The sequence below is a fragment of the Aminobacter sp. MDW-2 genome (genome assembly GCF_014250155.1).
GTDB classification, from domain to species: domain Bacteria; phylum Pseudomonadota; class Alphaproteobacteria; order Rhizobiales; family Rhizobiaceae; genus Aminobacter; species Aminobacter ciceronei.
Map to the genome: position 1 here is coordinate 3,968,920 of NZ_CP060197.1, position 26,452 is coordinate 3,995,371.

The 26,452-nt window shown below is 63.2% G+C and carries 27 protein-coding genes; 10 read left to right on the forward strand and 17 right to left on the reverse strand.

Translation table 11 applies throughout. From position 1 onward, the window contains the following. Positions 1 to 121: 121 nt before the first annotated feature. Positions 122 to 1,408, reverse strand: coding sequence for an extracellular solute-binding protein (locus H5P29_RS19605; protein WP_154387058.1), 1,287 nt, complete (start codon positions 1,406 to 1,408; stop codon positions 122 to 124). 227 nt (positions 1,409 to 1,635) lie between these two features. Here H5P29_RS19605 and H5P29_RS19610 point away from each other — a divergent pair, with 227 nt between their 5' ends. The 3 genes from H5P29_RS19610 (at position 1,636) to H5P29_RS19620 (ending at position 2,377) form a co-directional block, all read left to right on the forward strand. Next, positions 1,636 to 1,830 (forward strand): hypothetical protein, encoded by a 195-nt coding sequence (locus H5P29_RS19610; RefSeq protein WP_154387059.1) that lies wholly within the window; start codon positions 1,636 to 1,638, stop codon positions 1,828 to 1,830. A gap of 10 nt (positions 1,831 to 1,840) precedes the next feature. Then, complete coding sequence (locus H5P29_RS19615; protein ID WP_067962273.1) at positions 1,841 to 2,020, forward strand: hypothetical protein; 180 nt, start codon at positions 1,841 to 1,843, stop codon at positions 2,018 to 2,020. A 147-nt stretch (positions 2,021 to 2,167) separates the two neighbouring features. Next, complete coding sequence (locus H5P29_RS19620) at positions 2,168 to 2,377, forward strand: hypothetical protein (RefSeq protein ID WP_154387060.1); 210 nt, start codon at positions 2,168 to 2,170, stop codon at positions 2,375 to 2,377. Between the two features lie 183 nt (positions 2,378 to 2,560). On the opposite strand, the gene H5P29_RS19625 is transcribed toward H5P29_RS19620, so the two are convergent. Continuing rightward, positions 2,561 to 3,271 carry an aspartate/glutamate racemase family protein gene (locus tag H5P29_RS19625; RefSeq protein ID WP_246765287.1) on the reverse strand — a complete coding sequence of 237 codons (711 nt, stop codon included), beginning with the start codon at positions 3,269 to 3,271 and terminating at the stop codon, positions 2,561 to 2,563. A gap of 853 nt (positions 3,272 to 4,124) precedes the next feature. Here H5P29_RS19625 and uvrA point away from each other — a divergent pair. Further along, positions 4,125 to 7,046, forward strand: a complete 2,922-nt coding sequence (gene uvrA / locus H5P29_RS19630) for an excinuclease ABC subunit UvrA (protein WP_067962280.1) — start codon at positions 4,125 to 4,127, stop codon at positions 7,044 to 7,046. 71 nt (positions 7,047 to 7,117) lie between these two features. On the opposite strand, the gene H5P29_RS19635 is transcribed toward uvrA, so the two are convergent. Next, a complete protein-coding gene (locus H5P29_RS19635) occupies positions 7,118 to 7,747 on the reverse strand; it encodes an MBL fold metallo-hydrolase (protein ID WP_154387061.1) in 630 nt (209 codons plus the stop codon). Positions 7,748 to 8,045: 298 nt separating this feature from the next. Next, positions 8,046 to 8,540, reverse strand: a complete 495-nt coding sequence (locus H5P29_RS19640; RefSeq protein ID WP_154387062.1) for a hypothetical protein — start codon at positions 8,538 to 8,540, stop codon at positions 8,046 to 8,048. A 268-nt stretch (positions 8,541 to 8,808) separates the two neighbouring features. Between H5P29_RS19640 and H5P29_RS19645 the strand changes: the two genes are divergently transcribed. Beyond that, positions 8,809 to 9,609, forward strand: a complete 801-nt coding sequence (locus tag H5P29_RS19645; protein ID WP_154387063.1) for a DUF72 domain-containing protein — start codon at positions 8,809 to 8,811, stop codon at positions 9,607 to 9,609. A 43-nt stretch (positions 9,610 to 9,652) separates the two neighbouring features. On the opposite strand, the gene H5P29_RS19650 is transcribed toward H5P29_RS19645, so the two are convergent. Beyond that, the gene (locus H5P29_RS19650; RefSeq protein WP_154387073.1) at positions 9,653 to 10,279 is read right to left on the reverse strand and encodes a TetR/AcrR family transcriptional regulator; all 627 of its coding nucleotides are present in this window, start codon (positions 10,277 to 10,279) and stop codon (positions 9,653 to 9,655) included. 138 nt (positions 10,280 to 10,417) lie between these two features. On the opposite strand from H5P29_RS19650, the gene H5P29_RS19655 reads away from it, so the two are divergent. Further along, a complete protein-coding gene (locus H5P29_RS19655; RefSeq protein ID WP_067966585.1) occupies positions 10,418 to 11,164 on the forward strand; it encodes an SDR family NAD(P)-dependent oxidoreductase in 747 nt (248 codons plus the stop codon). A gap of 370 nt (positions 11,165 to 11,534) precedes the next feature. Here H5P29_RS19655 and H5P29_RS19660 read toward each other — a convergent pair whose 3' ends face one another. Continuing rightward, positions 11,535 to 13,034, reverse strand: a complete 1,500-nt coding sequence (locus tag H5P29_RS19660) for an NAD(P)H-hydrate dehydratase (protein WP_154387064.1) — start codon at positions 13,032 to 13,034, stop codon at positions 11,535 to 11,537. A 321-nt stretch (positions 13,035 to 13,355) separates the two neighbouring features. Between H5P29_RS19660 and H5P29_RS19665 the strand changes: the two genes are divergently transcribed. Both H5P29_RS19665 and glnA read left to right on the forward strand, forming a co-directional pair. Then, complete coding sequence (locus H5P29_RS19665) at positions 13,356 to 13,694, forward strand: P-II family nitrogen regulator (RefSeq protein ID WP_055976860.1); 339 nt, start codon at positions 13,356 to 13,358, stop codon at positions 13,692 to 13,694. A 49-nt stretch (positions 13,695 to 13,743) separates the two neighbouring features. Next, positions 13,744 to 15,153, forward strand: a complete 1,410-nt coding sequence (glnA, locus tag H5P29_RS19670; RefSeq protein WP_154387065.1) for a type I glutamate--ammonia ligase — start codon at positions 13,744 to 13,746, stop codon at positions 15,151 to 15,153. Positions 15,154 to 15,261: 108 nt separating this feature from the next. Here the strand turns inward: glnA and H5P29_RS19675 are convergent, their stop codons facing one another. The 3 genes from H5P29_RS19675 to H5P29_RS19685 form a co-directional block, all read right to left on the reverse strand. Beyond that, a complete protein-coding gene (locus H5P29_RS19675; RefSeq protein ID WP_154387066.1) occupies positions 15,262 to 16,833 on the reverse strand; it encodes a GMC family oxidoreductase in 1,572 nt (523 codons plus the stop codon). Positions 16,834 to 16,882: 49 nt separating this feature from the next. Beyond that, on the reverse strand, positions 16,883 to 17,416 hold the full coding sequence (locus H5P29_RS19680; RefSeq protein WP_067962289.1) for a Twin-arginine translocation pathway signal: 534 nt from the start codon (positions 17,414 to 17,416) through the stop codon (positions 16,883 to 16,885). Between the two features lie 68 nt (positions 17,417 to 17,484). Continuing rightward, positions 17,485 to 17,880, reverse strand: coding sequence for a VOC family protein (locus H5P29_RS19685; protein ID WP_067962290.1), 396 nt, complete (start codon positions 17,878 to 17,880; stop codon positions 17,485 to 17,487). A 201-nt stretch (positions 17,881 to 18,081) separates the two neighbouring features. Between H5P29_RS19685 and H5P29_RS19690 the strand changes: the two genes are divergently transcribed. Then, entirely contained in the window at positions 18,082 to 18,387 is a 306-nt protein-coding gene (locus H5P29_RS19690) for a ribbon-helix-helix domain-containing protein (protein WP_067962295.1), read from the forward strand. 95 nt (positions 18,388 to 18,482) lie between these two features. On the opposite strand, the gene H5P29_RS19695 is transcribed toward H5P29_RS19690, so the two are convergent. The 6 genes from H5P29_RS19695 to crcB all read right to left on the reverse strand — a co-directional run bounded on the left by H5P29_RS19695 (position 18,483) and on the right by crcB (position 23,682). Next, positions 18,483 to 19,523, reverse strand: a complete 1,041-nt coding sequence (locus tag H5P29_RS19695; protein ID WP_067962299.1) for a glutamine synthetase beta-grasp domain-containing protein — start codon at positions 19,521 to 19,523, stop codon at positions 18,483 to 18,485. A 206-nt stretch (positions 19,524 to 19,729) separates the two neighbouring features. Beyond that, a complete protein-coding gene (locus H5P29_RS19700; RefSeq protein ID WP_067962301.1) occupies positions 19,730 to 20,524 on the reverse strand; it encodes an ATP12 family chaperone protein in 795 nt (264 codons plus the stop codon). Between the two features lie 2 nt (positions 20,525 to 20,526). Beyond that, positions 20,527 to 21,453, reverse strand: a complete 927-nt coding sequence (locus tag H5P29_RS19705) for a DMT family transporter (protein ID WP_067962302.1) — start codon at positions 21,451 to 21,453, stop codon at positions 20,527 to 20,529. Between the two features lie 146 nt (positions 21,454 to 21,599). Beyond that, positions 21,600 to 22,250: an HAD family hydrolase gene (locus H5P29_RS19710; protein ID WP_067966594.1), complete on the reverse strand. Its 651-nt coding sequence runs from the start codon at positions 22,248 to 22,250 to the stop codon at positions 21,600 to 21,602. A gap of 35 nt (positions 22,251 to 22,285) precedes the next feature. After that, positions 22,286 to 23,269, reverse strand: a complete 984-nt coding sequence (locus H5P29_RS19715; protein ID WP_067962303.1) for an RluA family pseudouridine synthase — start codon at positions 23,267 to 23,269, stop codon at positions 22,286 to 22,288. Positions 23,270 to 23,304: 35 nt separating this feature from the next. Beyond that, the gene (crcB, locus tag H5P29_RS19720; RefSeq protein ID WP_067962305.1) at positions 23,305 to 23,682 is read right to left on the reverse strand and encodes a fluoride efflux transporter CrcB; all 378 of its coding nucleotides are present in this window, start codon (positions 23,680 to 23,682) and stop codon (positions 23,305 to 23,307) included. A gap of 157 nt (positions 23,683 to 23,839) precedes the next feature. Here crcB and mazG point away from each other — a divergent pair, with 157 nt between their 5' ends. Further along, a complete protein-coding gene (gene mazG, locus H5P29_RS19725) occupies positions 23,840 to 24,664 on the forward strand; it encodes a nucleoside triphosphate pyrophosphohydrolase (RefSeq protein WP_067962306.1) in 825 nt (274 codons plus the stop codon). A gap of 110 nt (positions 24,665 to 24,774) precedes the next feature. Here the strand turns inward: mazG and hflX are convergent, their stop codons facing one another. Next, positions 24,775 to 26,163, reverse strand: a complete 1,389-nt coding sequence (gene hflX, locus H5P29_RS19730) for a GTPase HflX (RefSeq protein WP_067962308.1) — start codon at positions 26,161 to 26,163, stop codon at positions 24,775 to 24,777. After that, positions 26,164 to 26,409 (reverse strand): RNA chaperone Hfq, encoded by a 246-nt coding sequence (gene hfq, locus H5P29_RS19735; protein WP_018428055.1) that lies wholly within the window; start codon positions 26,407 to 26,409, stop codon positions 26,164 to 26,166. Positions 26,410 to 26,452: the final 43 nt, after the last annotated feature.

The window sequence follows — 26,452 nt, forward strand, 5'->3', positions numbered from 1 at the left end:
CGGGGAGAAGATGCCGGCAGGCAGATGAGGGGCAGAGCTTACCTCTCCGAACATGGAGCCGCCCCTCATCCGGCCCTTCGGACCACCTTCTCCCCGTGAACGGGGAGAAGGAAGTGAGCGCCTACTTCGCAGCTTTCTCCAGGATCGCAGCCGCGTCGGCCTGCGCATTGGTCTGCGCCTCGGTGGCTGAAACCTTGCCATATTGCAGCGCCTCGATGGTCTGCTGCAGCGACTCCGAAAACTCCTGGCCGCCGAGAACGACCGGGAATGGTTTTGCATCGCCCAGCACGCTGACATAACCAGACAGGAATTCCGAACCAAGCTTGTCCTTGAAGGCATCGACGTCGGAACTGCGCGACGGCAGGATGCCCATCGACATCAGGATGTTGGCCATGGCCGAAGCGCCGTTCGGGCCCGACTTCGGGCTGTTCAGCCAGGCGAGGAAATCCCACGCCGCCTTCTGCTCGGCCTCCGCCGCGCCCGCATTCACCACGGTCATCCACGAATAGGAGATCGAGCGCGGCTTGTCGCCTGAGGGCCCGACAGGGATCGGCGCCGTGGCGATATCGGCGAACTTGTCGCCCATGCCTGTCTTAAGCGCACTCTCCCACCAGTTGGCCATGATGATCATGCCGGTCTTGCCGGAGACGAAATTGTCGAGGAACGGCCCTGTCGTGTTGGCGTCGGCCGTGCCCATGGCCGGGTCGCTGGAGCCCGACTTGATCAGCTCCTCATAGAGCTGGAAGGTCTCGCCGGCGTTCTTGCTGTCCAACACCGGCTTGCCGCCGGTCACCAGTTCGCCGCCATTGGACACCAGCAGCGACGAAAACGGATGCACCACGCCCGCCGCCCAGCTGTTGATCATGCCAAACCCCTGCTGTCCCGCATCCTTCTTGGTCAGCTTGGCGGCGGCGTCCTTCAGCTCGTCCCAGGTTTTGGGCGCCGCTTCGATGCCCGCCTCCTTGAACAGCGCCTTGTTGTAGTTCAGCGCATAAACATCGATCTCGTTGGGCACGCCGTAGAGCACCCCACCGACGCTCGCCGCCGTCACCACGCCTGCCGGCCAGGCACCCTTGACCTCGCCGGCAACCGTCTCGGGTGCAGGGGCAACGAGCTTGTCGCGCGCCAGTTCCGGCAGCCACAGATCGTAGATGCCGGCGATGGTGGCAGCCTGCCCGCCACCCTGAGAGCGCAGCGTCGTCAAAAGGTCGCCGAACGGCACGGCGCGCACTGTTACCGCCACGTCGGGATGGTCCTTGGCAAAATCCTTGGCCGCCTGTTCCAGCAGCGCCACCGTCTCCGGCGACCAGTGGGTCAGGTAGGAAACATTGACTGACTGCGCCCATACGGCGCTCGGCAACAGGGCGACGCCGGCGGCCAGCGCGCCCTTGATCCACGCGAGTTTCATAAAATCGTCCTCCACATGCGGGGCCACGTTCCCAGCTTGACCCGCGCCAGGAGGTTATAACGTCATACTGACCTGTCAAGACAGCAGGTTTCGATTTCCGGCGCGTTTCGCACAGCCGCAATTTCAGGTCCGCACTTTGTCAGGAGACCGACCGCCCTTGTCTTGCAGTGCCAGACACGGTCCACGACAACTGAACTCGGCAACGACTCACGCCTCGGGAGGATCCGTTGATTGCCGCCTATATCGACGAGTTCATCATGCTCTGCGCCGGCACCTGGATGACGGCCGTCGGCTTCGGTTATATCGATCTGACGACGTCTCCCAACCAGCCCTGGCTCGCCAACCTCGTACGCCAGTTCAAGTGGATGGGCCCGCTCCTGATGCTGATCGCCGTCATCCTCGGTATCGCTGCTCCGTCCTGACGAGCGCGCGATGCGCATTACTGAAATCGGGGAGGCCACAATCCCCATTTCGCGCTACGCCGACCCGGCGATTGCGTCCGGCGGCCTGACAACAAGCATCGTCGCAGTCGTCACCGATGTTCTGCGCGCCGGCAGGCCGGTTATCGACTGGGGTTACGCTCAGTTGGACGCTTCTCCCAAGGCGGACTGATCCGCGAACAGGCATCGGCTTCGAGGCCAACGCAGCAACCCGCGCTGTTCAAGGCAAAGCTCGGCGTGCCGTGATCGCGCACCTCCGGCTTGCCGCCGCCGCGCCCGCCTGCTCTTATTTGCAGCGGAAAACGGAGAGAGGCAGGGCATGGGTTTCATCAAGGTCACGGCGGTTTCGCCCTCGGGGGCAACATCCTACATCCGCATCGCCGACATCGTCGGCGTGGCCGCCGGCACGAGCAGTCCGAACACCGGCAAGGCAGTGGTGCAGGTCCGCTCCGGCGGCGACAGGCCCTACCCCTGGCAGGTCATGGAGACGCCCGACGAGGTGATGGCCCTTATCGCGGCCGGATCGTAACAGCAGCGGCGGTACAGTCGGAACTCCACGCCCTGCCCAGCAGGCATGGCGGTGCGCTGCGGCGCTCGCCTAATACTCCTGCTGCCCGCCAGGAATGCCTCCCACAGCACATTGCCGTACCACGCCTGGCAGATCGCCTCCGACCACTCCTCGCTGTCGGTTGCCAAGCGCCCAGACGCTCCCTCACCCCGCCAGTGCCAGCTCCACCGCCGCCTCGGCATGCAGCTTGACCACGTCGAATGCCGGCATCGGATAGGCATCCATACCGAGCAGCAGCGGCAGTTCGGTGCAGGCGACGACGGCGGCTTCTGCCCCGCGCGCGCCGAGATCGCCGGCCAGTTGCTGCAGCACCGCGGCCGACACCGGCTTCACCAAGCCGAGCGTCAGTTCGTCGATGATGATGCGATGCAGTGCCGTGCGCTGTTCCTCCGATGGCACGATCACCTCGATGCCAAAACGCTGCTGCAGCCGCTCGGCGAAGAACCCGAGTTCCATCGTGTAGCGCGTTCCGAGCAGCCCGACGCGCTTGATGCCGGCGGCACGGATCGCTTCGCCGGTTGGGTCGGCGATGTGCAGCAGCGGAATGCCGATCGCGCCGGCCACCTGATCGGCAACCGTGTGCGGCGTCACCGCTGTCAGCATGGCGAAGGCGGCTCCCGCCTTTTCAAGGCTGCGCGCCGCCTCCGAGATCACCGCTGCAACCCGCATCCAGTCGCCTTCGGCTGCCAGCCGATTGAGTTCGTCGAAATCGAGCGTGAACATCAGCGAGCGAGCATTGTGATGCCCGCCCATCCTGGCATGTGCCGCCTGATTTATCAGCCGGTAATAGAGCGCGCTGGACTCCCAACTCATCCCGCCCAAAAGTCCGATCAGCCTGGTCCGGTCAACAGTCACGATTGTTCCCCCGCTCGGCCGTGCTGGCGGCCTCAATGCTAGGTCGGAACGATCAGGCGATTGTGCAAGGGTTGTACAAGCGGAGTTTCAGCACCTCGCATGCTTTGGAAAATCGAGCCCGGAATCGGCAGCGACAAACAGACCAGGGACAGGCGCAGCCCAGGGACAGGCGGGCCCAAAAAAGTTGGCCCCGCCGCTACCAGGAGCGCACGGGGCCTGTTGTCGGGTTATACCCTTGCCTGCCGGGAACGGTTTACCGGCTTTGCTCTCTCGGATGCTTCGTGGCTCACAGCCAACGATCCGACCATGGTTTCAAATTGTCTGAGGGAACAACAGGTCGGGGTTTGCGTGAGGCTTTTCGCTAGGGAAAGCCAGGCACCTGCGCCTGCTGTGGTTCCGTCCTGCTAGCGGAACCCTTTGGGACTGTCCGGTGGAGTCATGCTCTGCTCCTACGTCAGTTGCGCCATGTGTTCGCCCGCTGCTCAACTCGCGTGTCTGCGGCGTCTCGCAGACCGACCGTAGCATGGTGAGGAGCCCTCAAGGAGGCTCGGCCTCAGGCGACACAGGCACTCTGCATCCCTGATTCCCTCACGTCAACCACAACATTGTTAGTCGGGAAAAATGTGATCGAAGTCGGCTTTCGCGGCCTCGGATTCGCGTGATGCTCCTGCCATAACGTTGTCAGGAGCGCGTTCGGCCTTTGTTCTTTCCACTTGCCCCTGCGCGCCAAAGGCGCTTAAACGCGTTTGGTTGCCGCCCCTCTCGACCGGGCGGCGAAATTACCTACATGAGGGGGATGGTTGGGCTCGCCCGCCACTCCAAGCAATTCCAGATTTGAGGCGGCGGCGCGGCAATGGCCGATCACAAGTACATTTCCATTCGCGGTGCGCGCGAACACAATCTCAAGAACGTCGATCTCGACCTGCCGCGCGACAAGCTGATTGTCATGACCGGCCTGTCCGGCTCGGGCAAATCCTCCCTCGCCTTCGACACCATCTATGCCGAGGGCCAGCGCCGCTATGTCGAGAGCCTGTCGGCCTATGCCCGCCAGTTCCTCGAGATGATGCAGAAGCCCGACGTCGACCAGATCGACGGCCTGTCACCGGCGATCTCGATCGAGCAGAAGACGACGTCGAAGAATCCGCGTTCGACGGTCGGCACGGTCACCGAGATCTACGACTACATGCGCCTCTTGTTCGCGCGCGTCGGCGTGCCCTATTCGCCGGCGACCGGCCTGCCGATCGAGAGCCAGACTGTCAGCCAGATGGTCGACCGCGTGCTGGCGGTCGACGAAGGCACCCGACTGTTCATCCTGGCGCCCATCGTCCGCGGCCGCAAGGGTGAGTACAAGAAGGAGCTCGCCGAGCTCCAGAAGAAGGGTTTCCAGCGCGTCAAGATCGACGGCGCCTTCTACGAGATCGCCGAAGCGCCCGTTCTCGACAAGAAGTACAAGCACGACATCGATGTCGTCGTCGACCGCATCGTCGTCCGCCCCGACCTCGCCACGCGTCTGGCCGACTCGATCGAAACCGCGCTCAAGCTGGCCGAGGGCCTGGCGGTCGCCGAATTCGCCGACAAGCCGCTCGATGCCAGCCAGACCGGCGCCGACGCGATCAACAAGTCCGCCAACGAAACCCACGAACGCATTCTGTTCTCGGAGAAATTCGCCTGTCCGGTCTCGGGCTTCACCATCCCGGAGATCGAGCCGCGTCTGTTCTCCTTCAACAACCCGTTCGGCGCCTGCCCGGCCTGCGACGGCCTCGGCAACCAGCGCGCCATCGACCCGGCGCTCGTCGTGCCGGAAGAGCATGTTTCACTGCGCGAGGGTGCGGTTGCGCCCTGGGCCAAGTCGACCTCGCCCTACTACACCCAGACACTGGAAGCGCTCGGCAAGGTCTATGGCTTCAAGATCGGCGACCGCTGGCGCGACCTTTCGACTGAGGCGCAGGAGGCCATCCTGCGCGGCACGGGCTCGAAGGAAATCACCTTCAATTATGACGACGGCCTGCGCTCCTACAAGACGACCAAGACCTTCGAGGGCGTGATCCCCAATCTCGAGCGCCGCTGGAAGGAAACCGAATCCGCCTGGATGCGCGAGGAGATCGAGCGCTTCATGTCGGCCACGCCCTGCCCGACCTGCGCCGGCTACCGCCTCAAACCGGAAGCATTGGCGGTCAAGGTCGGCGGCAAGCACATCGGCGAAGTCACCGAGCAGTCGATCCGCAAGGCCAATGCCTGGTTCGAGGAATTGCCGGCCCTGCTCAACGACAAGCAGAACGAGATCGCCGTCCGCGTGCTCAAGGAAATCCGCGAACGCCTGCGCTTCCTCAACGACGTCGGCCTCGAATATCTGACGCTGTCGCGCAATTCCGGCACGCTGTCGGGCGGCGAAAGCCAGCGCATCAGGCTGGCCTCGCAGATCGGCTCGGGGCTGACCGGCGTGCTCTACGTGCTCGACGAGCCGTCCATCGGCCTGCACCAGCGCGACAATGCCCGCCTGCTCGACACGCTGCGTCACCTCAGGGACATCGGCAACACCGTCATCGTCGTCGAGCATGACGAGGACGCGGTGCTGACCGCCGACTATGTCGTCGACATGGGCCCGGCCGCCGGCATCCATGGCGGCCAGATCATCGCCGAAGGCACGCCGCAGCAGGTCATGGCCAACCCCAACTCGATCACCGGCAAGTATCTGTCGGGCGAACTCGAGATCGCGGTTCCGGCCCAGCGCCGCGAATTGAAGAAAAACAGGCGCATCAAGGTCGTCGGCGCGCGTGGCAACAATCTCAAGAATGTCAGCGCCGAGATCCCGCTGGGCACCTTCACCGCCGTGACCGGCGTGTCGGGCGGCGGCAAGTCGACCTTCCTCATCGAGACCCTGTTCAAGGCAGCGTCGCGCCGCATCATGGGCTCGCGCGAGCATCCAGCCGAGCACGACCGCATCGAGGGCCTCGAATTCCTCGACAAGGTCATCGACATCGACCAGTCGCCCATCGGCCGCACGCCACGCTCCAACCCGGCCACCTACACCGGAGCCTTCACGCCGATCCGCGACTGGTTCGCCGGCCTGCCGGAAGCCAAGGCGCGCGGATACCAGCCCGGCCGGTTTTCGTTCAACGTCAAGGGTGGCCGCTGCGAAGCCTGCCAAGGCGACGGCGTCATCAAGATCGAGATGCACTTCCTGCCCGACGTCTATGTCACCTGCGACGTCTGCCACGGCAAGCGCTACAATCGCGAAACGCTCGACGTGTTGTTCAAGGGCAAGTCGATCGCCGACGTGCTCGACATGACGGTCGAGGAAGGTGTCGAATTCTTCGCTGCCGTTCCCGTGGTGCGTGACAAGCTGATGACGCTCAACCAGGTCGGCCTCGGCTACATCCACATCGGCCAGCAGGCCAACACGCTGTCCGGCGGCGAAGCCCAGCGCATCAAGCTGGCCAAGGAGCTGTCGCGCAAGGCCACCGGCAAAACGCTCTACATCCTGGACGAACCGACCACAGGCCTGCACTTCCACGATGTCGCCAAGCTGCTCGAGGTGCTGCACGAGCTCGTCGACCAGGGCAACACGGTGATCGTCATCGAGCACAACCTCGAGGTGATCAAGACCGCCGACTGGGTGCTCGACCTCGGCCCCGAAGGCGGCGACGGCGGCGGCGAACTCGTCGCTTCGGGCAGGCCCGAAGACATCGTCGCCGAACCGCGCAGCTACACCGGCCAGTTCCTCAAGGAACTGCTGGAACGCCGCCCGCGCGGCAAGCAGGAGGCGGCGGAGTAGCGATTGGCAGGCGCCAGGGAGGCGCTTGCTCAGTCAAGTTGACGCAGCCCGGCAGCAGGATGCCGGAGGGTCTATGCGATGCGTGGGCGCCACGGCTCGTGTTCGTGCGTGAGCCAAACCAGTTCGGGGTCGAGCGCGAGCACCCGCAACTGACCTTCGCTGTACGGCTCATCCAGCTCGCCGAACCAGACCGCTACGTCGCCGCCAACGACGATCGGGCGCCCACCAGTCTCAATGACGACGACCTGCATGCCGGCTGTGTGGCCCGGCGCCGGGACGAGCCGGAGCCCGGCAAGCAGCTCGAATTCGCCGTCGATCTGTACATACTGCACGCCGGGCGCGTCGACCCACTCGCGCATTGGGTATTCGTTCTCGTCGCTACGCGCGTCGTCGAGCTCGCGACGCTGGACATAGATCGGCTTGCCGGCGAAGAGGTGGTTTCCGCCGCAATGGTCGGCGTGCAGGTGTGTATTGACGACGATATCGATGCCGGCGGTGTCGAAGTCCTGCTTGTCCAGCGGATGGAGACGGGGATTGAAGGCCGCCACCAAGGTCGGGTGCAGGTCCGTCATGCCGGTGTCGACCAGAATGCGCGCTTCGGGATGGTCGATGACATGTACATAGACTGGCATCCACTCGCCCTCGACGCTCAACTCGGCAACGAGGATTGGCGTGATGGTGATCGAGGCGTGGGCGGTCATCCTTCTTCTCCTTCGACATGTTCCAGGCAGCCGTTCAGGTCGTGCATGCCCCCCAATGATGTCGCGCGCGGGCGCATGGCTTGGCTGAAACGCCGCGTGGTCGACGCGGCCCTCCTCATCGCGAACGCGGCCATGCCACTCCCACCCCATCACTCCGATTGCATTATGCAACCGGTTCGAAGATAATTTGACCGATCTTGTTTTGCAATCGGTTTTTGCTGTGTTCTAAGGCCAGGGCTCAGCCATCTACGATACGCCTGTTGGTCGCCATCTTTTCGACCTGGGAGGGAGCGATGACTCAAGAACGACCGCAGCTTCGATGCCGTCCTGACCGAGGCCGAGAAGGCGGCCTGGGCGTGGAAAAGGTCATGCGCCGCAGCACCCTGGCGCGGTTGCGGCGGTCGCGCCAGGCTGCGGCCCCGAGCGCAACCAATGCGCCGATGAAAACCACCTCAATCAGGATGCTCAGCACCTGCCCTTCCCGCACCGTCTCGTTGAGAACCGGCGGCACAGCGGCAACCGCAATCGCCGCGGCCAGCAGTGCACCGGCCATCAGGTAGGATGCACCGAGCAGCAGCAGCGCCTGGCCGTCATCCAAAGGCGATCGCGCATGATCAGGCTGATACAGCGCCGCGACCAGCAGGCAGGCAGAGACCAGGGCGACGAATGGCCTGATCAGCCCGAACATCGTCCAGTCGAGACGGTCCTTGGCCAGCAGGTCACGGTCGTTGACCGCGAAATCGCAGGCTATCAGCGACACGATGGTTGCCCCGGCCAGGGCGATCATGCCCATCCGCACCACCCCGTAGGGCGAAGCGGCCCGCGTCCCTGGAATCGTCGACATGAAGGCTCAGACATGTTTGTGTTTGTATGAGCTTCGCTAGCCGGCTACCCTCCGACAAACAGTAAATCTCACACCGGTTCCGCGCGATATATTGCCTGCCGGCCTCGGCCTTCGCGCAAGTTGCTGTCAGGATGCTTGCCCAAGACATCGTTCGCGGCTTTGACGCTCCTCTGCCTTCCGCTAGAAGAGACCGCAGCGACTGAGAAGGGATAGATCGATGACTGGAAACATCCGGGCAGGCATGGGCGGCTGGACGTTTGAGCCCTGGGAGGGCACGTTCTACCCGGAAAAGTTGTCCAAGGCCAAGCAGCTACAATTCGCCAGCAGCCACGTGCCGACGATCGAGGTCAACGGTACCTATTATTCATCCTTCAACGAACCGACCTTCCTGAAATGGGCCAGCGAGGCCCCTGATGGTTTCGTCTACGCGCTCAAGGGCAACCGCTTCGTCACCAACCGCCGCGTACTTGGTGAGGCTGGCGAATCAATGACGCGGTTTCTCGGCTCCGGCGTTGCCGCACTTGGCGACAAGCTCGGCCCGATCCTGTGGCAGTTTGCGCCGACCAAGAAATTCGACGAAGCCGACTTCGGCGCCTTCCTCAAGCTTTTGCCTGAAAAGCAAGATGGCGTGAAACTGCGCCATGCGGTCGAGGTGCGCCATGATTCCTTCATCGTGCCCGAGTTCGCCGCGCTGGCCCGGAAGCATGACGTCGCCATCGTGTATGCCGACCACGCCAAATATCCGGCAATTGCCGACATCACCGGCGATTTTGTCTATGCGCGGCTGCAGACCGGCAGCGACGACAATCACGATTGCTACACGTCGGAGGCACTTGATGTGTGGGCCGAACGCGCCAAGGTCTGGGCTGACGGCGGCACACCTGCCGACCTGCCCCGTGCCGATCCAGGCACCGAGGCGCCGGTCAAGCCGCGCGACGTGTTCGTCTACTTCATCACCGAGGGCAAGGTCCGCGCGCCCTTCGGCGCCATGGCGTTCATGAACAGGATCAACGGCTAGCGCACTCCAGGAGAGCCGCCGCAGTTTTCCAGAAAGGCTTTGATCAAGCTCCGGCGTTGCGTCCGGAACCAGCCGTCAGCGCATCCCAGGCGGCCATCGCCCCATCGGCAATGGCCAGCAGCGCCGCACGTGAGGCGCCATCGCGGGCCTGCACCGACATGCCTTGCTGCACGGCAAGGTAAAACGCCGAAATCGCGTCACAATCGGCGGACTCGGGCAGTTCGCCCGCAGCCACGGCCTGTTTCAGGCGGCCGGCCAAGTCGCGCGCGCTCGACATGCGGCGTTCGCTGAGATCGCGGAACACCTCGGCATTGGTTTCGCTGACATTGAGTGCGCCCAGCACGATAAGGCACCCCCTGGGATCGCCAGGTTCGCTGAACGCCCGCGCCGACGCACGCAGAAAATCGCTGATCGCCTCCCTGGCACTGCCGGGGCGCTCGAAGGCGCCCCAGATATCAACACCTTCGGTAGCCCCATAGAGATCGACAGCCTCGCGAAACAACGCTTCCTTGCTGCCGAAAGCCGCGTAAAGGCTGGGCGAATTGATGCCCATTGCCGTCGTCAGCTCCGCCAGCGACGCCCCGTCATAGCCCTTTTTCCAGAACACGCGCATTGCCTGCCGCAACGCTGCATCGCGGTCGAAGCTGCGTGGACGACCCTTCCGAGACATCTCAAACCTTTCTGTTATGAACGATACATAATGTTCTTGACGCCCTTGCGCAAGGCTGCCATCTATTTTGTATCGTTCAATACAGAAAGATAAATCATGTCCTCCCTCAGCGATACGAAACAACACTCCGGGCTCAAACTGTCCGGTCTGGAACTGGCCGGCAAGGTCGCCCTGGTGACCGGCGGCAGCCGTGGCATCGGTGCTGCCATTGCCGTCCAGCTCGCCACATCAGGCGCCGACGTCGCCCTGACCTATGTCCGCTCTGCGGAAAAGGCCGAGGCCGTCGTCGGGCAGGTCGAAGCCCTTGGGCGGCGTGGCCTGGCGATCCAGGCCGACAATGCCGATGCCGCAGCCGTCGAAGCGGCGGTGACTGCCACCATCGCGGCGTTCGGCCGTCTCGACATCCTGGTCAACAGCGCCGGCATCTGGCACCACGGCCCCATCGACACGGTTTCGCTGGAACAGCTCGACGAAGTGATGTCGGTCAATTTCCGCGCCCCCTTCATCGCCTCGAAGGCAGCGGCCGGCGTCATGCATGACGGCGGTCGGATCATCTCGATCGGCAGCAACCTGGCTGACCGTGTTCCCTTCGAGGGCATCGCGCTCTATTCGGCCAGCAAGGCAGCGCTTGTCGGCCTGACCAAGGGCCTCGCGCGCGACCTCGGCCCGCGCGGCATCACCGTCAATGTCGTGCATCCCGGCTCGACCGAAACCGATATGAACCCCGCCGAGGGCGACGTCGCCGACTACCAGCGCAGCCTGATGGCAATCCCGCAATTCGGCTTGCCCGACGACATCGCCGGCCTTGTAACCTGGCTGGCCGGCCCGCAATCCCGCTTCGTCACGGGTGCAGCGCTGACGATCGACGGCGGCACCAACGCCTGATCACGTCCTCTCCACCACCCTGCCTACGGAGCGTTGAGCGCATTTCACCTTTGTCGCGATCCTTCCCCCCCTCTGGCCTGCCGGCCATCTCCCACGCAAAAGGGGATATCAAGCCGTCATTGACCTCGCAGTCAATCGCCATGGTTGCACATTGGGACATCACAGCATAGGCGCCGCCGGCGACGCGACTGATCTCCACCCTTGCAGGGGAGATGGCCGGCAGGCCAGAGGGGGGAAGGAACGCGAAGCAAAGGATTGCTTCGCACGACACCTGCCAAACTGACCAAGTCCGTAGTCACCATCCGTCACCCAATCCGCGTGGATAGTCCGGCCCGGTTGCCCACGCCCGACGCGGAGAAAGCGCGCGCCCTCACCCGCTCAACGCAGCCACCACCTCCCGCAATGCCAGCGGCAGGTCCTCAGCGATCAGGCCGGGCCCGAAACGCCGTGCCGCCTCGGCGTGAATCCAGACGGCGGCGCAGGCCGCCTCGAAAGCCGGCACCCGTTGCGCCAGAAGGGCGGCAACGATGCCGGACAGCACGTCACCCGACCCTGCGGTCGCCAGCAGCGGCGTGCCATTGGCATTGATCGCAGCACGCCCGTCGGGCACAGCTATCACCGTGTCGGGGCCCTTGTATATGATGATGGCATTGGCCTTGGCCGCCGCCACCCGCGCCCGCTCGAGCTTGGACAGCGACGCATCGGCGGCGATCTCGGGAAACAGTCGGCCGAACTCGCCATGATGCGGTGTCAACACAAGCGCTGGCGCATTCGGGCGTTTTCGTGCCTCGAAGAAGGCGGCGCGGCGATGCGAAAGCGAGGTGATGCCGTCGGCATCGAGCACAAGTGCTGCGAAGCGGCCCTCGGCGACAGACATCAGCTCCAGCGCAAAACGCCCGATTTCAGGCTCGGAGCCAAGGCCTGGGCCATAAACCAGCACCTCGGGCTTGCGTGCGCCGAGGAAGGCCAGCACATCTTGAAGCGTATCGGAACGCCTCAGGATGATTGAGGTCAGGTGCGCCGCATTGGCAGCCAGTGCCGCTCCAGGTGACAACACCGTCACCGCACCCGCCCCTGCCCGTGCTGCCGCCATCGCCGACAGTCGCGCAGCACCCGTGGCCGACGGACCACCGGAAAAGACGCCGACATGGCCGCGGCTATATTTGTGGGCGTCATTCGCCGGCGACGGAAAATGCCGCCGCCACCATACCGGATCGTTTTCGAAGCAGCGCACGGACGTAGCGCCAACTATGGCCGCGGCAATACCGATATCGGCAACCACCACCTCGCCGCACTGCGCACGCCCGGGATAGAGCAGGTGCCCCGGCTTCTTGCGGGCAAAAGTCACGGTCACCGTCGCCTGGAAGGCACTGCCCAAAATCTCGCCGGAAGCACCCGACACGCCGGAGGGTAGATCGACCGAAATCACCGGAACAACGGCCGAATTCGTCCGTGTTATCGTCTCGACCACCGCACTGTCGAGCGGCTTGGAAAGACCGGCGCCATAAAGCGCATCGACGACGATCGCGCCCGACTCGGGAGCGAAGGCAGCCAACGGCTCCACCTTGACCGAACATTCGGCAGCGGCCAGCGCCGCATCGCCGCCGCTGCGCGGCGCAGCGGTCGCGAAGAGCCTGACGGCAACGCCGCTTTCGGCAAGCAGGCGCGCCGCGACATAACCGTCGCCGCCATTATTGCCCGGCCCACACAGCACATGGACGGCCTTCGCACCGGGAAACCGCTGGAGCACCACATCGGCAACGCTGCAGCCCGCCCGCCGCATCAGGCCGATGCCGTCGACGGGCCCGGCGGCGATCGTCAGCCTGTCGGCCTCAGCCATCTCGCTGGGGGTCAGCAGTTCAAATGCCATGGCAGTCATCCCGGATGAATCCTGCTACCGAGTTAGCACGCCGCAGCCACTCGGCCCAAACGGCCATGCCTCAATTCAACCACGCACAAATCGAAGGCATGTTGCCGCATTTTTGTGCACCACCAGCGTTGCGAAAACGATGAATTTTTGTGCGCATCTCGACCCGACGCTGGAAATCGGCTCCAATCGCCCACGTCTTCGGCTGCCTCCTGGGCAAACCGAACAAAGTTGCCGCACCCACTCGACTTGGCACGCTTCGTGCTTGAAGTTGCGCGAGTGGGTGCATCACCCCTGAGTTACGGCAGTGGAGGCCATATCCGCATGAAAAAAATCGAAGCGATCATCAAGCCGTTCAAGCTCGACGAAGTGAAGGAAGCGCTCCAGGAAGCCGGGCTGCAGGGCATCACGGTCACCGAAGCCAAGGGTTTTGGCCGCCAGAAGGGTCACACCGAACTCTATCGCGGCGCCGAATATGTCGTCGACTTCCTGCCCAAGGTGAAGATCGAAGTCGTTCTCGGCGACGAGTCGGTCGAGGCGGCCATCGAGGCGATCCGCAAGGCGGCCCAGACCGGCCGCATCGGCGACGGCAAGATCTTTGTCTCCAACATCGAGGAAGTCGTTCGCATCCGCACCGGCGAGACCGGCGTCGACGCCATCTGACCTCGCAAAGAATTCTCGTTTCAACGTCATCAAGACAGGAAAACCCCACATGACGACAGCCAAAGACGTAATGAAGCAGATCAAGGACAACGACGTTAAGTTCGTTGACCTGCGCTTCACCGACCCCAAGGGCAAGCTCCAGCACGTCACCATGGACATCGCCGAGGTCGAGGAAGAGATGTTCGCCGACGGCGTCATGTTCGACGGCTCGTCGATCGCCGGCTGGAAGGCCATCAACGAGTCCGACATGGTGCTGATGCCCGACCTGGATACGGTCCACATGGACCCGTTCTTCGCCCAGTCGACCATGGTCATCCTGTGCGACATTCTCGATCCGGTTTCGGGCGAAGCCTACAACCGCGACCCGCGCGGCATCGCCAAGAAGGCTGAGGCCTACCTCAAGGCCGAAGGCATCGGCGACACCGTCTATGTCGGCCCGGAAGCCGAATTCTTCGTCTTCGACGACGTCAAGTACAAGGCCGATCCCTACAACACCGGCTTCAAGCTCGACTCGACCGAACTGCCGTCCAACGACGACACCGACTACGAGACCGGCAACCTCGGTCACCGTCCGCGCATCAAGGGCGGCTACTTCCCGGTCCCGCCGATCGACAGCTGCCAGGACATGCGTTCGGAAATGCTGACGGTGCTGACAGAGATGGGCGTGCGCGTCGAAAAGCACCACCACGAAGTCGCTGCCGCCCAGCATGAGCTCGGCGTCAAGTTCGACACGCTGGTCCGCAACGCCGACAAGATGCTGATCTACAAGTATGTCGTGCACCAGGTCGCCAACGCCTATGGCAAGACGGCAACCTTCATGCCGAAGCCGATCTTCGGCGACAACGGCTCGGGCATGCACGTCCACCTGTCGATCTGGAAGAATGGCAAGCCGACCTTCGCCGGCAACGAATATGCCGGCCTGTCGGAAAGCTGCCTCTATTTCATCGGCGGCGTCATCAAGCACGCCAAGGCGATCAATGCCTTCACCAACCCGCTCACCAACTCCTACAAGCGCCTGGTCCCCGGCTATGAAGCCCCCGTCCTGCTCGCCTATTCCGCGCGCAACCGTTCGGCCTCCTGCCGCATTCCGTTCGGCAATTCGCCGAAGTCCAAGCGCGTCGAAGTCCGCTTCCCAGACCCGGGCGCGAACCCCTACCTCGCTTTCGCTGCCCTCTTGATGGCCGGCCTCGACGGCATCAAGAACAAGATCCATCCCGGCCAGCCGATGGACAAGGATCTTTACGACCTGCCGGCCAAGGAGCTGAAGAAGATCCCGACCGTCTGCGGCTCGCTGCGCGAAGCTCTCCAGAACCTCGACAAGGACCGCGGCTTCCTGAAGGCCGGCGGCGTCTTCGACGACGACCAGATCGACTCGTTCATCGAGCTCAAGATGGCCGAGGTCATGCGCTTCGAAATGACCCCGCACCCGGTCGAATACGACATGTACTATTCGGTGTAATCATCGGAAAACAATGAGAAAAAGCCCCGGATCGCTCCGGGGCTTTTTTGTTTGGCGAGGCAGTCACCGGCAAGGTTCGGCGACTGCGGAGGATGCGCCGCCAGACGATCAGATACTCTTGGCGCCCATCTGCTCGGCGATGTAGTCGGCCTGGCGGATCGCCAAGGTCACGATGGTCAGCGTCGGGTTTTCGGCGGCACCCGTGGTGAACTGGCTACCGTCGGAGACGAACAGGTTCTTGATGTCGTGCGCCTGGCCCCATTTGTTGACCACGCCGTCGGACGCCTTCTCGCTCATCCGGTTGGTGCCGAGATTGTGGGTCGAGGGATAAGGCGGCGTCGGGAAGGTTCTGGTTGCGCCGACCGCGTCATACATCGCCATGCCCTGCTTGTAGGCATGGTTGCGCATGGCGACGTCGTTGGGATGGTCGGTGAACCAGACGTCGGGGATCGGCATGCCGTATTTGTCCTTGAGCTCGCCATGCAACTTCACCGCATTCTGCTCCTGCGGCATGTCCTCGCCGACGATCCACATGCCGGCCATCTTGTCGTAGTGGTCGAGTGCGGTGGTGAACGAACGGCCCCAGCCGCCGGGATCGAGGAATGCCGCCATAAACGGCAGGCCCAGCGCCAGCGTTTCGAGCTCGTAGCCACCGACGAAACCGCGTGACGGATCGTGCTTCGCCTCGTCCCTGACGATGCCGGCCATGGTCGTGCCCCGCCAAAAATGCACCGGCTTGTCGAACACCGCATAGACCGAGCCGGTGGTGTGGCGCATGTAGTTCTTGCCCACCTGCCCTGACGAGTTGGCCAAGCCGTCAGGGAATTTCGACGATGCCGAGTTGAGCAGGATCCGTGGGCTTTCGATGGAATTGCCGGCGACGCAGACGATGCGCGCCTTCTGGCTCTGCAGCTTGCCGTCCTTGTCGGCATAGACGACCGAAGTCACCTTGCCGCTGTCGTCGTGCTCGATCTTGAGCACGTGGCTGTTGGGCCTGACCTCCAGCTTGCCGGTCGCCTCGCCCTTGGGGATTTCGGTATAGAGCGTCGACCACTTGGCGCCCCATTTGCAGCCCTGGAAACAGAAGCCGGTCTGCTGGCATCCCATGCGGCCATCGCGGTCGGCGGAGTTGATTGCCATGCGACCGGTGTGGCACTCCTTGTAGCCGAGCTTATCGGCGCCTGCCTTGAACACCTTGAAGTTGTTGTTGCCGGGCAGTCCTTCGATGCCGTTGGTGCGGGTGACGCCCATCTTGTCCTCGGCTTTGGCGTAATAGGGGTCCAGGTCGGCGAGCGTGATCGGCCAGTCGAGCAGGTTTGCGCCTTCGACCTTGCCGTAGTTGGTCAGCGTCTTGAACTCATGCTCCTGGAAGCGCAGCGAGGCGCCGGCCCAGTGCGTGGTGGTGCCGCCGACCGCCTTGACGATCCAGGCCGGAAGGTTGGGAAAATCCTTGTGCACGCGCCAGCCACCGCCTGTCGTGCGGTTGTCGAGCCAGGCGAGCTGGCTGAAAGAATCCCATTCGTCGTTGATGAAGTCCTCATATTCGATGCGCGGGCCGGCTTCGAGAATGACGACGTCGATACCCTTCTGGGCGAGTTCGTTGCCGAGCGTGCCGCCACCGGCGCCGGAGCCGATGATGACGACGACGCTATCGTCGTTAAGACCATATGGTGCAGGCATGTTTTCCTCCCGGGAATGCTGAAAAGGCTGGGTTCGCGACTGGGGCCGATCAGAGCCACTCGATGTCGTCGAAGCCGCGCGCGATGTATCCGCCCTTGGAGTAGGACTCGCCTTCATAGCCAAAGATCGGCCACAGCTCCTTCTGGTTGTAGAGGCCGACGACGAGTCCGCCGCGGATTGCCTGGAAGAACGGGGTGCTTTCGATCTGCCGGAGTACGGCGACACGCTGGTCTTCCCATCCAAGGCCGGTGTAACCGCCGGCGCCGGCCTTCTGGTCGAGATCGGCGATGCCCTTCTCGATCAGCTCCTTGTGGGCCGGATCCTTGCCCGCGAGCTCGTCATGGCTCTTGATGGCAATGGCGTAGAACTTGTCCGGCACCTGGTCGTGCGGATAGACATCGCGCGCCATCTGGATCAGCGTCGCCACGGTTTCGGGTTTCAGCGCCGTGCTTTCGAGCCCCCAGGCCTCGCCGGTGCTGAGTACGGCAGAGCCACTGATGATGAGTAGCGCGCCGGTGGCTGTGCCGCGCTTGAGCAGCTCACGCCGCGAAAGGCCGGCCCTGCCTTGATAGATCGTCACCATGATTTCCTCCCTTGCTTGCTATGCGCGTTCGGCGCTTGGCTGGCACGGCGCTCCTCCGCCGCGACATGTCACTTGAAGCGGCCGCCCCTCTGCAAAACCTCGATCTTGTAGCCGTCGGGATCCTCGATAAAGAAGAAGCGGGCCAATGGCGTACCGCCCGGCGCAAACTCGACGATGTCCCTGGGGCTGAGCCCGGCGGCAAGCATGCGGGCGCGCTCGCCGTCGAGATCGGCCACCGACACGGCGAGATGGCCGTAGCCGTCGCCGAGAGCATAGGGCTCGGCCCTGCCCTTGTTGACCGTCAGCTCGACTTCGAACTCGGTCTCGGGATTGCTGAGATAGATCAGCGTGAAGGTCTCGAAGTCGAGCCTGTCGGCGATTTCGAGGCCGAAAGCCGTGTGATAGAATGACAGCGAGCGCGCTTCGTCGAGCACACGCACCATGGAATGGATTGCCTTGGCCATTCGCCCTCCTGGCAGTTGGAACGGGAGGATTATGAATCGCTGCAAAGCCAAGTGGTGGCAGCCCGTTACCACGCTTTCAGGAGCATAGTTTGCTAGTCAGCAACGAAAGCATGGTTGCGATGGCGTGCCGTTGGGTCGATGATGGCGCTCAAGAGCCAGCACCGGCGCTGTCAGCCCGGGCAAGCCAGCGGGAGAAATGACATGTGCAAGGTATTTGCCGGACAGGATCCGAAGGGCTATCGCCAGATCAACCGGTCGATCCGGATCGCCGGACATTCGACCAGCATTCAGCTGGAAGCGACCTTCTGGGACCTGCTCGACGAGATAGCCGCCTCCCAGGAGCTGACGACGCCGAAATTCATTTCGAAGCTTTATGACGAGGCGATCGAGATCAACGGCGAGATTCCGAACTTTGCCTCGATGCTGCGCACCACCTGCGCGCTCTACCTGCGCGGCCACAAGCCGGCCGCTGACGAAGTCGACGCGCTGAAGCGCTACGCAGCGTGACCTTCAGCTTCCATCGATAACGCTTAGAAAACACGAACAAAAAACCCGGGGTCGCCCCCGGGTTTTTGATTTGCGACCCATATGTTGCCTAGAAATTAGGCAGCAGCCCTGGTCTCGACGCTGGTCGGCACCGAGTTGATGGTCTTCAGAATCTGCGAGGCGATCTGGTAGGGGTCGCCCTGCGAGTTCGGGCGGCGATCTTCGAGATAACCACGATAATCGTTGCGCACGAAGCTGTGCGGCACGCGCACCGAAGCGCCACGGTCGGCAACGCCCCAGGTGAAGACGTCGATGGAAGCCGTCTCGTGCTTACCGGTCAGGCGCAGGTGGTTGTCGGGACCGTAGACGGCAATGTGCTCTTCGCGGGCATCGCCGAAGGCCTCCATGAGCGCTTCGAAGTACGCCTTGCCGCCGACGTCGCGCAAGTAGTCGGTCGAGAAGTTGGCGTGCATGCCCGAGCCGTTCCAGTCGGTGTCACCAAGCGGCTTGCAGTGATACTCGATGTCGATTTCGTACTTCTCGGTCAGGCGCTGCAGCAGGTAACGGGCAAGCCACATCTCGTCGGCAGCCTTCTTCGAGCCCTTGCCGAAAATCTGGAATTCCCACTGGCCCTTGGCCACTTCGGCATTGATGCCTTCATGGTTGATGCCGGCCTCGAGGCAGAGGTCGAGATGCTCTTCGACGATCTGGCGGGCAATGCTGCCGACGTTCTTGTAACCGACGCCAGTGTAGTACTCACCCTGCGGCGCCGGGAAACCGTTTTCCGGGAAGCCGAGCGGGCGGCCGTCCTTGTAGAAGAAATATTCCTGCTCGAAGCCAAACCAGGCACCCTCGTCGTCGAGGACGGTGGCGCGGGTATTGGACGGATGCGGGGTGACGCCATCGGGCATCATCACTTCGCACATCACCAGCACGCCGTTCTTGCGGGCGGGATCGGGATACACAGCGACGGGCTTCAGCACGCAATCCGAGCTCTTGCCTTCGGCCTGGCGGGTCGAGCTGCCGTCAAAACCCCAGAGCGGAAGCTGCTCGAGCTTCGGGAACTCCGCGAATTCCTTGATCTGGGTCTTGCCGCGGAGATTGGCTGCCGGGGCGTAACCGTCCAGCCAGATGTACTCGAGCTTGTACTTCGTCATGCTATCCTCTCAGTGTCGTGCCTGCCGGCCCTGGGATGGCCGGCGTGTCACAAGAGAGAAAGCAAGCCCCGTGCCAACTCGAAAATCCCAGATTCTTAGCAGGGAAGGCGGTTGCACGGAAAAGCAACTGCTCAAGAAATAGGCAGACTACGGCAGCATGGCTGACATTTTGCCCAAGACTCGGGCTGATCTGCCTTGCCGGCTGGCTAAGCTGCCTTGAGCGCCTCAAGCAGGGCGACAGCAGCGAGCATATCGCGCTTGCGGGTGGCACGGCGCGCGACAGCCTCCGAGTCCTGGCCCCAATGCTCGATCTGCCAGTCTTCGTCGACATGGGCCGCTGCCCAGGCTTCCTCGACCGTCAATTCGCCGGTCTCGACGGCAAGGGCGAGAAGCGCCGAACCGGTCAGGGTGGTCATGACATGCAGGGCCGCGAGCTTCATCGGCTCGGTGCGCTGCGACAGGTGCACGCCAAGCGCTGCGATGGCCTCGCGCGGCTGCTCGACATGCATGACGCCCTCGGCCAGTACAAAGCGTGCGCCGAGCGACGCACGCGCCCAGTCCAGGACCGGATCCCAGGCCTCTGCCTGGCGCTCGACGAGCTTTTCCGGGCTGTCGGCGCGGTAGCACAACAGGTCGCTTGACGAGAAGCGCAGGATATCCTCGAGCACCGCCTGCGGATCGGTGGCGACGCCGTCGATCGCCGTGTTGACCAGGCGCAGCACCGGCATGGTGAAAGGATCGATGACCTCGACCTGGGCGACGAACTCGTCGGCAACCAGCTGTGCCGCAGCCGCCGTCGGCAGCGCGAGCAGCGCCCTGCCCGGCGTCCGCACCGACTTGCCGTCGAGCAGGACGGCATAGCCTTCTTCAAACGCAGCGACGCTGGCTGCTTCGTAGAAGCGCTTGGGCAGCTGCTTGCGCAACGTGCTCTGGGCGCGGCGGATGGGATCGGGATCGGACAGGCCGTCGCTGGTTTCGAGGTCGCTCAGGATTTCTCGCATCTTTACTCCGCTCCGGCCGCACGTCTGCGCGATGGCCGGTTTACAATGATCAGCCCGGTCGCGATGAGACCGAGCGCCAGAAAAATGTTCCAGGTCAGGGCTTCGCCAAGCACCAGCCAGCCGCATATCACGCTGAATGCCGGCGACAGGAAGGCAAAGCTGGAGAGGCCCGCCGCAGGATAGCGCCGCATCAGCCAGAACCACAGAATATAGGTGAAGGCGACGACATATACAGCCTGAAACAGCAACGCTCCGGTGGCGACCGTCGATACGTCGCGGAATGCCGGACCGGCGAGCGAGACGAGCGGGATCGCCATGAGCGCTGAGACGACAAGCTGGTAGAGCAGCACCTTCTCGGCCCCGGCGCTGGCAAGCTTGGTGCCCTTGATTGCCAACGTGGTCAGCGCCCAGAGCAGTCCGGCGACGAGTGCGAGAAGATCGCCGAACAGCGTCGGACCGCCGGCATCGCCGAGCTTGTCGGCAAAGACCACCGCGACGCCGCCGAAAGCCAGGATCAGGCCGAACAGCTTTTGCAGCGACATACGCTCGCCAAGCCAGAAATGCGCGCCGATCAGAACCCAGAACGGCATCGTGTTGACCAGGAGCGAGTTGCGCGCAACCGTCGTGTGTTCAAGGCTGACGAAAACCAGAATGAACTCGGTGCCGAACAGCAGCCCGGCCAGGATGCCGGCCCACAAGGTGCCGTCGCGGGCAAACAGCGGAACACGGCGGTAGAGGCACCAGAGATAGACCAGCACGCAGGCTATGCCCGAGCGCGCGACATTGAGGAAGATCGGGTTGTAGCCCGACGTCGCCAGCTTGGCCGCCACACCGTTCATGCCCCAAGACATGGTCAGCATGAGCATGAACACGACGGCTGCCGTATCGATCGCGTCGCGACGTTCCAATGGCTGTGTGACGGCTGTCATGAATTCCTCCACGCTCACCGAGCGCGATGCTGATGGACAAGGGCTGGCCGGGCCGCATTGCGAGGCAGGCTGGCCGCAGCGGACTCGGGTCCAACTGCGCGGCGGGCCGCACCTTAACGCACGGCAGCTACCGCAAATTGGTCCAGCTAGCCGATAAGGGGTAGCAGTTCCCCAGGTCTGTCGATGACGGCGTGCGCGCCAGTGGCAAACAGGCCTTCACGGTTGTGGTAACCCCAGGCAACGCCGATGGCGCGGGCACCGGCATTGCGGGCCATCTGCATGTCGTAGACAGCGTCACCAATGACCAAGGTCGACGCCGGATCGACACCCATCTCGGCGCAGCATTCCAGCACCATCGCCGGATGCGGCTTGGACGGGCAGTCGTCGGCGGTCCGGATGGTCACGAAATGGCGGCCGAAGCCATGCGTTTCCATGACCCGCTCGACGCCGCGGCGCGACTTGCCGGTGACCATGCCGATCAGTACATCATCACGGCGTGCGAGCGCTTCGATCAGTTCGCCAATGCCGTCATAGAGCGGCTCCTTGAAACTCGGCAGGTGGCGCGAGGCGATGAAGTGTTCCTTGTAACGCGCTGCAAGCCTTGTGCTTTCGGCATCCGGTGCGCGCTTAAGCAAGGTCGCGATCGCAATGTCGAGGGTGAGCCCGATGATGCCCTTGGTCGCGGCCTTGTCGGGTTCCGGAAGTCCGGCCTCGCGGAACGTGGCCAGCATCGAGGCATGGATGATGTCGGCGCTGTCGACCAGCGTGCCGTCGCAATCGAACAGGACGAGCTTCAAGACGCCTGCGTCGCGCTCCGGCGATGTAACAGACGTCACGCCGGCTCCCCGCTCTCGTCGTCGAAGCCGATCAGGTTCCAGCTCTGGCGCATGTGCGGCGGCATCGGCGCTGTGACGTCGATCACGCCCTGGTCGGGATGCGGAATGACGATGCGGCGGGCATGAAGATGCAGACGGTTCTGGATGCCACCAGGGAATTCCCAATTGGTGTCGTGCTCGAAATATTTGGGATCGCCGATGATCGGGCAGCCGATATGGGCGGCATGCACGCGCAACTGGTGCGTGCGGCCGGTATAGGGCTCCATTTCGAGCCAGGTAAGCGCCTGCGCCGCCTGTTCGAGCACCCGGTAATAAGAAACGGCATGGTCGGCGCCCTTTTCGCCGTGCTTGGCGATGCGCATGCGGTCGCCGTCCGGTGTCATTTCCTTGATCAGCCAGGTCGAGATCTTGTCTTCGCGCTTGGGCGGCACACCCTTGACCAGCGCCCAGTAGGTCTTCTGTGTTTCGCGGGCGCGGAAGGACTCTGCAAGCTTCATCGCGGCAAGACGCGTGCGGGCGACGACCAGCACGCCTGACGTGTCGCGGTCGAGGCGGTGGACCAGGCGCGGCTTCTCGCCCTTCTTGTTGCGCCATGCCTCAAGCATGTCGTCGACGTGGCGGGCGACGCCCGATCCGCCCTGCACGGCAAGGCCGGCCGGCTTGTTGAAGACGAAGACCTTGGGATCTTCGTAAAGCAGCATCTGCGCCAGCACGTCGCCATCGTCCTGATTGCGCATGGTGCGCGCCGTCAGCGGGCCGTCGCTCTTCTTGTCGACTTCCAGCGGCGGAATGCGGATGACCTGGCCTGGCTCGACGCGCGTGTCAGCCTTGGCGCGGCCGCCATCGACGCGGATCTGGCCCGAACGCAGCAGCTTCTGCAGATGGCCGAAGCCGAGCCCCGGATAATGGGCCTTGAACCAGCGGTCGAGCCTCATGCCCGTTTCGCCGGCTTCCACCGTGATCTGTTCAACGCCTGCCATAATTCAATCGTCCTTTTCGAAGCGGCCCAATAGCATCAGCCGATGCTTCTTGCGAGCCACATTCCCAGGAACAGCGCCAGAATGGCTGTTATGACGCTGGCAAAGGCATAACCGAAGGCCGAAAACGTCGCTCCACGCTCCCACAGCGTGGCAAAATCGAGCGAAAAGGCTGAAAAGGTGGTGAAGCCGCCAAGAATGCCCGTGGCGACGAACAGCCGGAGTTCGGTCGAGCCGCCGAAGCGGCGGGCCAGCAGACCGACGAACAGCCCCATCGCCAGTGAGCCGACAACGTTGATCGCAAGCGTGCCCCAGGGAAAGTTCGGCCCGACCAGCCTGAGCGCCAGAAGGTTGGCGAGATGGCGCAGTGCGGCCCCGATGGCGCCGCCGAGTGCAACGAGAGATAGGTTTAGCATGAGCCTGTCCTGCCTGCGCGCTGGTGTCAGGTCAATAGCACGGAACGGCTCGCAGGCAGCCCGGCGGCCTGCCCCTGCCGCCGAATTGCTTGTGGACAAGGGCTGCGGGCAACAGGGCGTTGTTGGGAGGGCGACAACCGGGCTATAGCATCGCCCCATGCAACCTTCCAAAGACATCACCCGCCTGATCGAGATCATGGCCGCCCTGCGCGAGCCGGAAACCGGCTGCCCCTGGGACATCGAGCAGAATTTCGCGACGATCGCACCCTATACGATCGAAGAGGCCTATGAGGTCGCCGACGCGATTGCGCGCAACGACATCGACCATCTCAAGGAAGAGCTCGGCGACCTATTGCTGCAGGTCGTCTACCACGCCCAAATGGCGGAAGAAGCCGGCGAGTTCACCTTCGGCGATGTGGTGCAAGGCATCACGACCAAGATGATCCGCCGGCATCCGCATGTCTTCGGCGACGCCAAGGCGCGGGAAGCCCGTTCGGCCAAGGGCATGTGGGAAAAGATCAAGGCTGAGGAAAAGGCGGAAAAACGCGCCGCGCGCATCGCCCGCGGCCTCGACCCCGAAGATCATGGCAAGGGTTTTCTCGACAGTGTACCGGTGGCGCTGCCGGCGCTGACACGGGCATTGAAGCTGCAGGAAAAAGCGGCACGCGTCGGTTTCGACTGGGGCGAGGCAGCACCGATCCTCGATAAGATCGAGGAAGAGATCGGCGAGCTGCGCGAGGCCATGGCCAAGGGCGATCAATCAGCGGTCAAGGACGAGTTCGGCGATATGCTGTTTGCTTTGGTCAATCTCGGTCGCCACCTGGAACTGGACTCGGAGGCGGCGCTGGGCGGCACCAATGACAAGTTCCGCACACGTTTCCACTATGTCGAAAAGGCGCTCGACGACGCGGGGCACAGCCTGGAAGCGGCGACGCTCGATGAGATGGAAGCGCTCTGGCAGCAGGCCAAGACGGCGAAGTAGCCGGCTTAGACAGGATTGCGGCCAAGCTCAGCGTGGCCGCCCCCTGGTTCGCTGCGCGAACCATCTCTCCCCCCGCTTCACGGGGGCGAGGAAACCCGAGCACGCCAGGCTTAGCGCTTGTTCCTGAGAATCTTGGCCGCGATCTCGTCGCGCGCCGAGGCGGTCGCTTTGAGCGTCATCGACACGCTGCCGTCGTCATTGTCCTTGCGCTTCACCACATCGCCATTGCGATAGAGCCAGTCGATCTGGCCGAGCTGGCTCGGTTCCAGCGTGACGTCGATGGATTCGAGCTCACCCGAAACCCGCTGCTCGATCAGGCCGGTGAGCGCGGAAAGGCCCTCGCCCGTAGCAGCTGAAATGGCAATCGGCGGCGTCTTGCGGCCGTCACTGCTGTCGGCAAGCAGGCGCTCGCGATTGCCTTCGTCGAGCTGGTCGATCTTGTTCCAGACCTCGACGACCCGGTCGGTGTCGGCCGCATCGACGCCGAGATCGGAGAGGATACGCTCGACGTCGTCGGCCTGAGCCGCGGTATCGGGATCGGAAATGTCGCGCAGATGGATGACGAGATCGGCTTCGACCACCTCTTCCAGCGTCGCCCGGAAGGCTGCGATCAGGTGTGTCGGCAGGTCGGAGATGAAGCCGACGGTGTCGGACAGGATGATCGGCGTGCCATGCGGTAACCGTACCCGGCGCAAGGTCGGATCCAGCGTCGCAAACAGCATGTTCTCGGCCAGCACGCTGGCACCGGTCAGCCGGTTGAACAGCGTCGACTTGCCGGCATTGGTATAACCGACGATGGCAACCACGGGGAACGGCACCTTGCGCCGCTTGGAGCGGTGCAGGTCGCGGGTGCGGACGACGGTTTCGAGCTCGCGCTTGAGCTTGATGATCTTTTCCTGCAGCGCGCGCCGGTCGGATTCGATCTGGGTTTCGCCGGGGCCGCCGAGGAACCCGGCACCGCCACGCTGGCGCTCGAGGTGGGTCCAGCTGCGAACCAGCCGGCCCTTCTGGTAGTTGAGGTGGGCAAGCTCGACCTGCAGCGTGCCTTCCTTGGTACGGGCGCGCCGGCCGAAGATTTCGAGGATCAGCCCGGTGCGGTCGAGCACCTTGGCGTGCATCTCTTTTTCGAGGTTGCGCTGCTGCACCGGCGTCAGCGGATGGTCGACGATCACCAGTTCCGCCCCGCGCTCCTTCACGATCGCCGCGAACTCCTCAACCTTGCCGCTGCCCAGCAACGTCGCCGGACGCGGATCGTTGAGGGTCACGATCGCGGTGTGAACGGGTTCGAGATCAATGGCGCGGGTAAGCCCGACCGCCTCGTCGTGGCGCGCCTCGGCCGAACGCTGCAACCGCGGGCGCGCGCTGTCGTCGTCATTCTTAGGCTGGCGCGTCAGCACCGGCACGATGACGACCGCACGCGTGGGGGCCTTATCGCCCCCTACCGATTCGGGTCCATTGCTGTCGCCGGCCTTGGCGCCGGCAGTCCTGTCGCGTGCCAATCAGCCGCCCTGGCTTTCCTCGCCATCGAACATCTGAACCGGCTGGCTCGGCATGATCGTGGAGATGGCATGCTTGTAGACGAGCTGGGAGTGCCCGTCACGGCGCAACAAAACACAGAAATTGTCGAAGGAGGTCACTACTCCGGTCAACTTCACGCCGTTAATCAGGAAAATGGTGAGTGGGTTTTTGCTCTTGCGAACTGAATTCAGGAAAAGATCCTGAAGATTCTGCGATCGTTCCGCCATTGTTTTTTTCTTTCGCCGATCCCTGTGTGCTGCCAATGCGCCA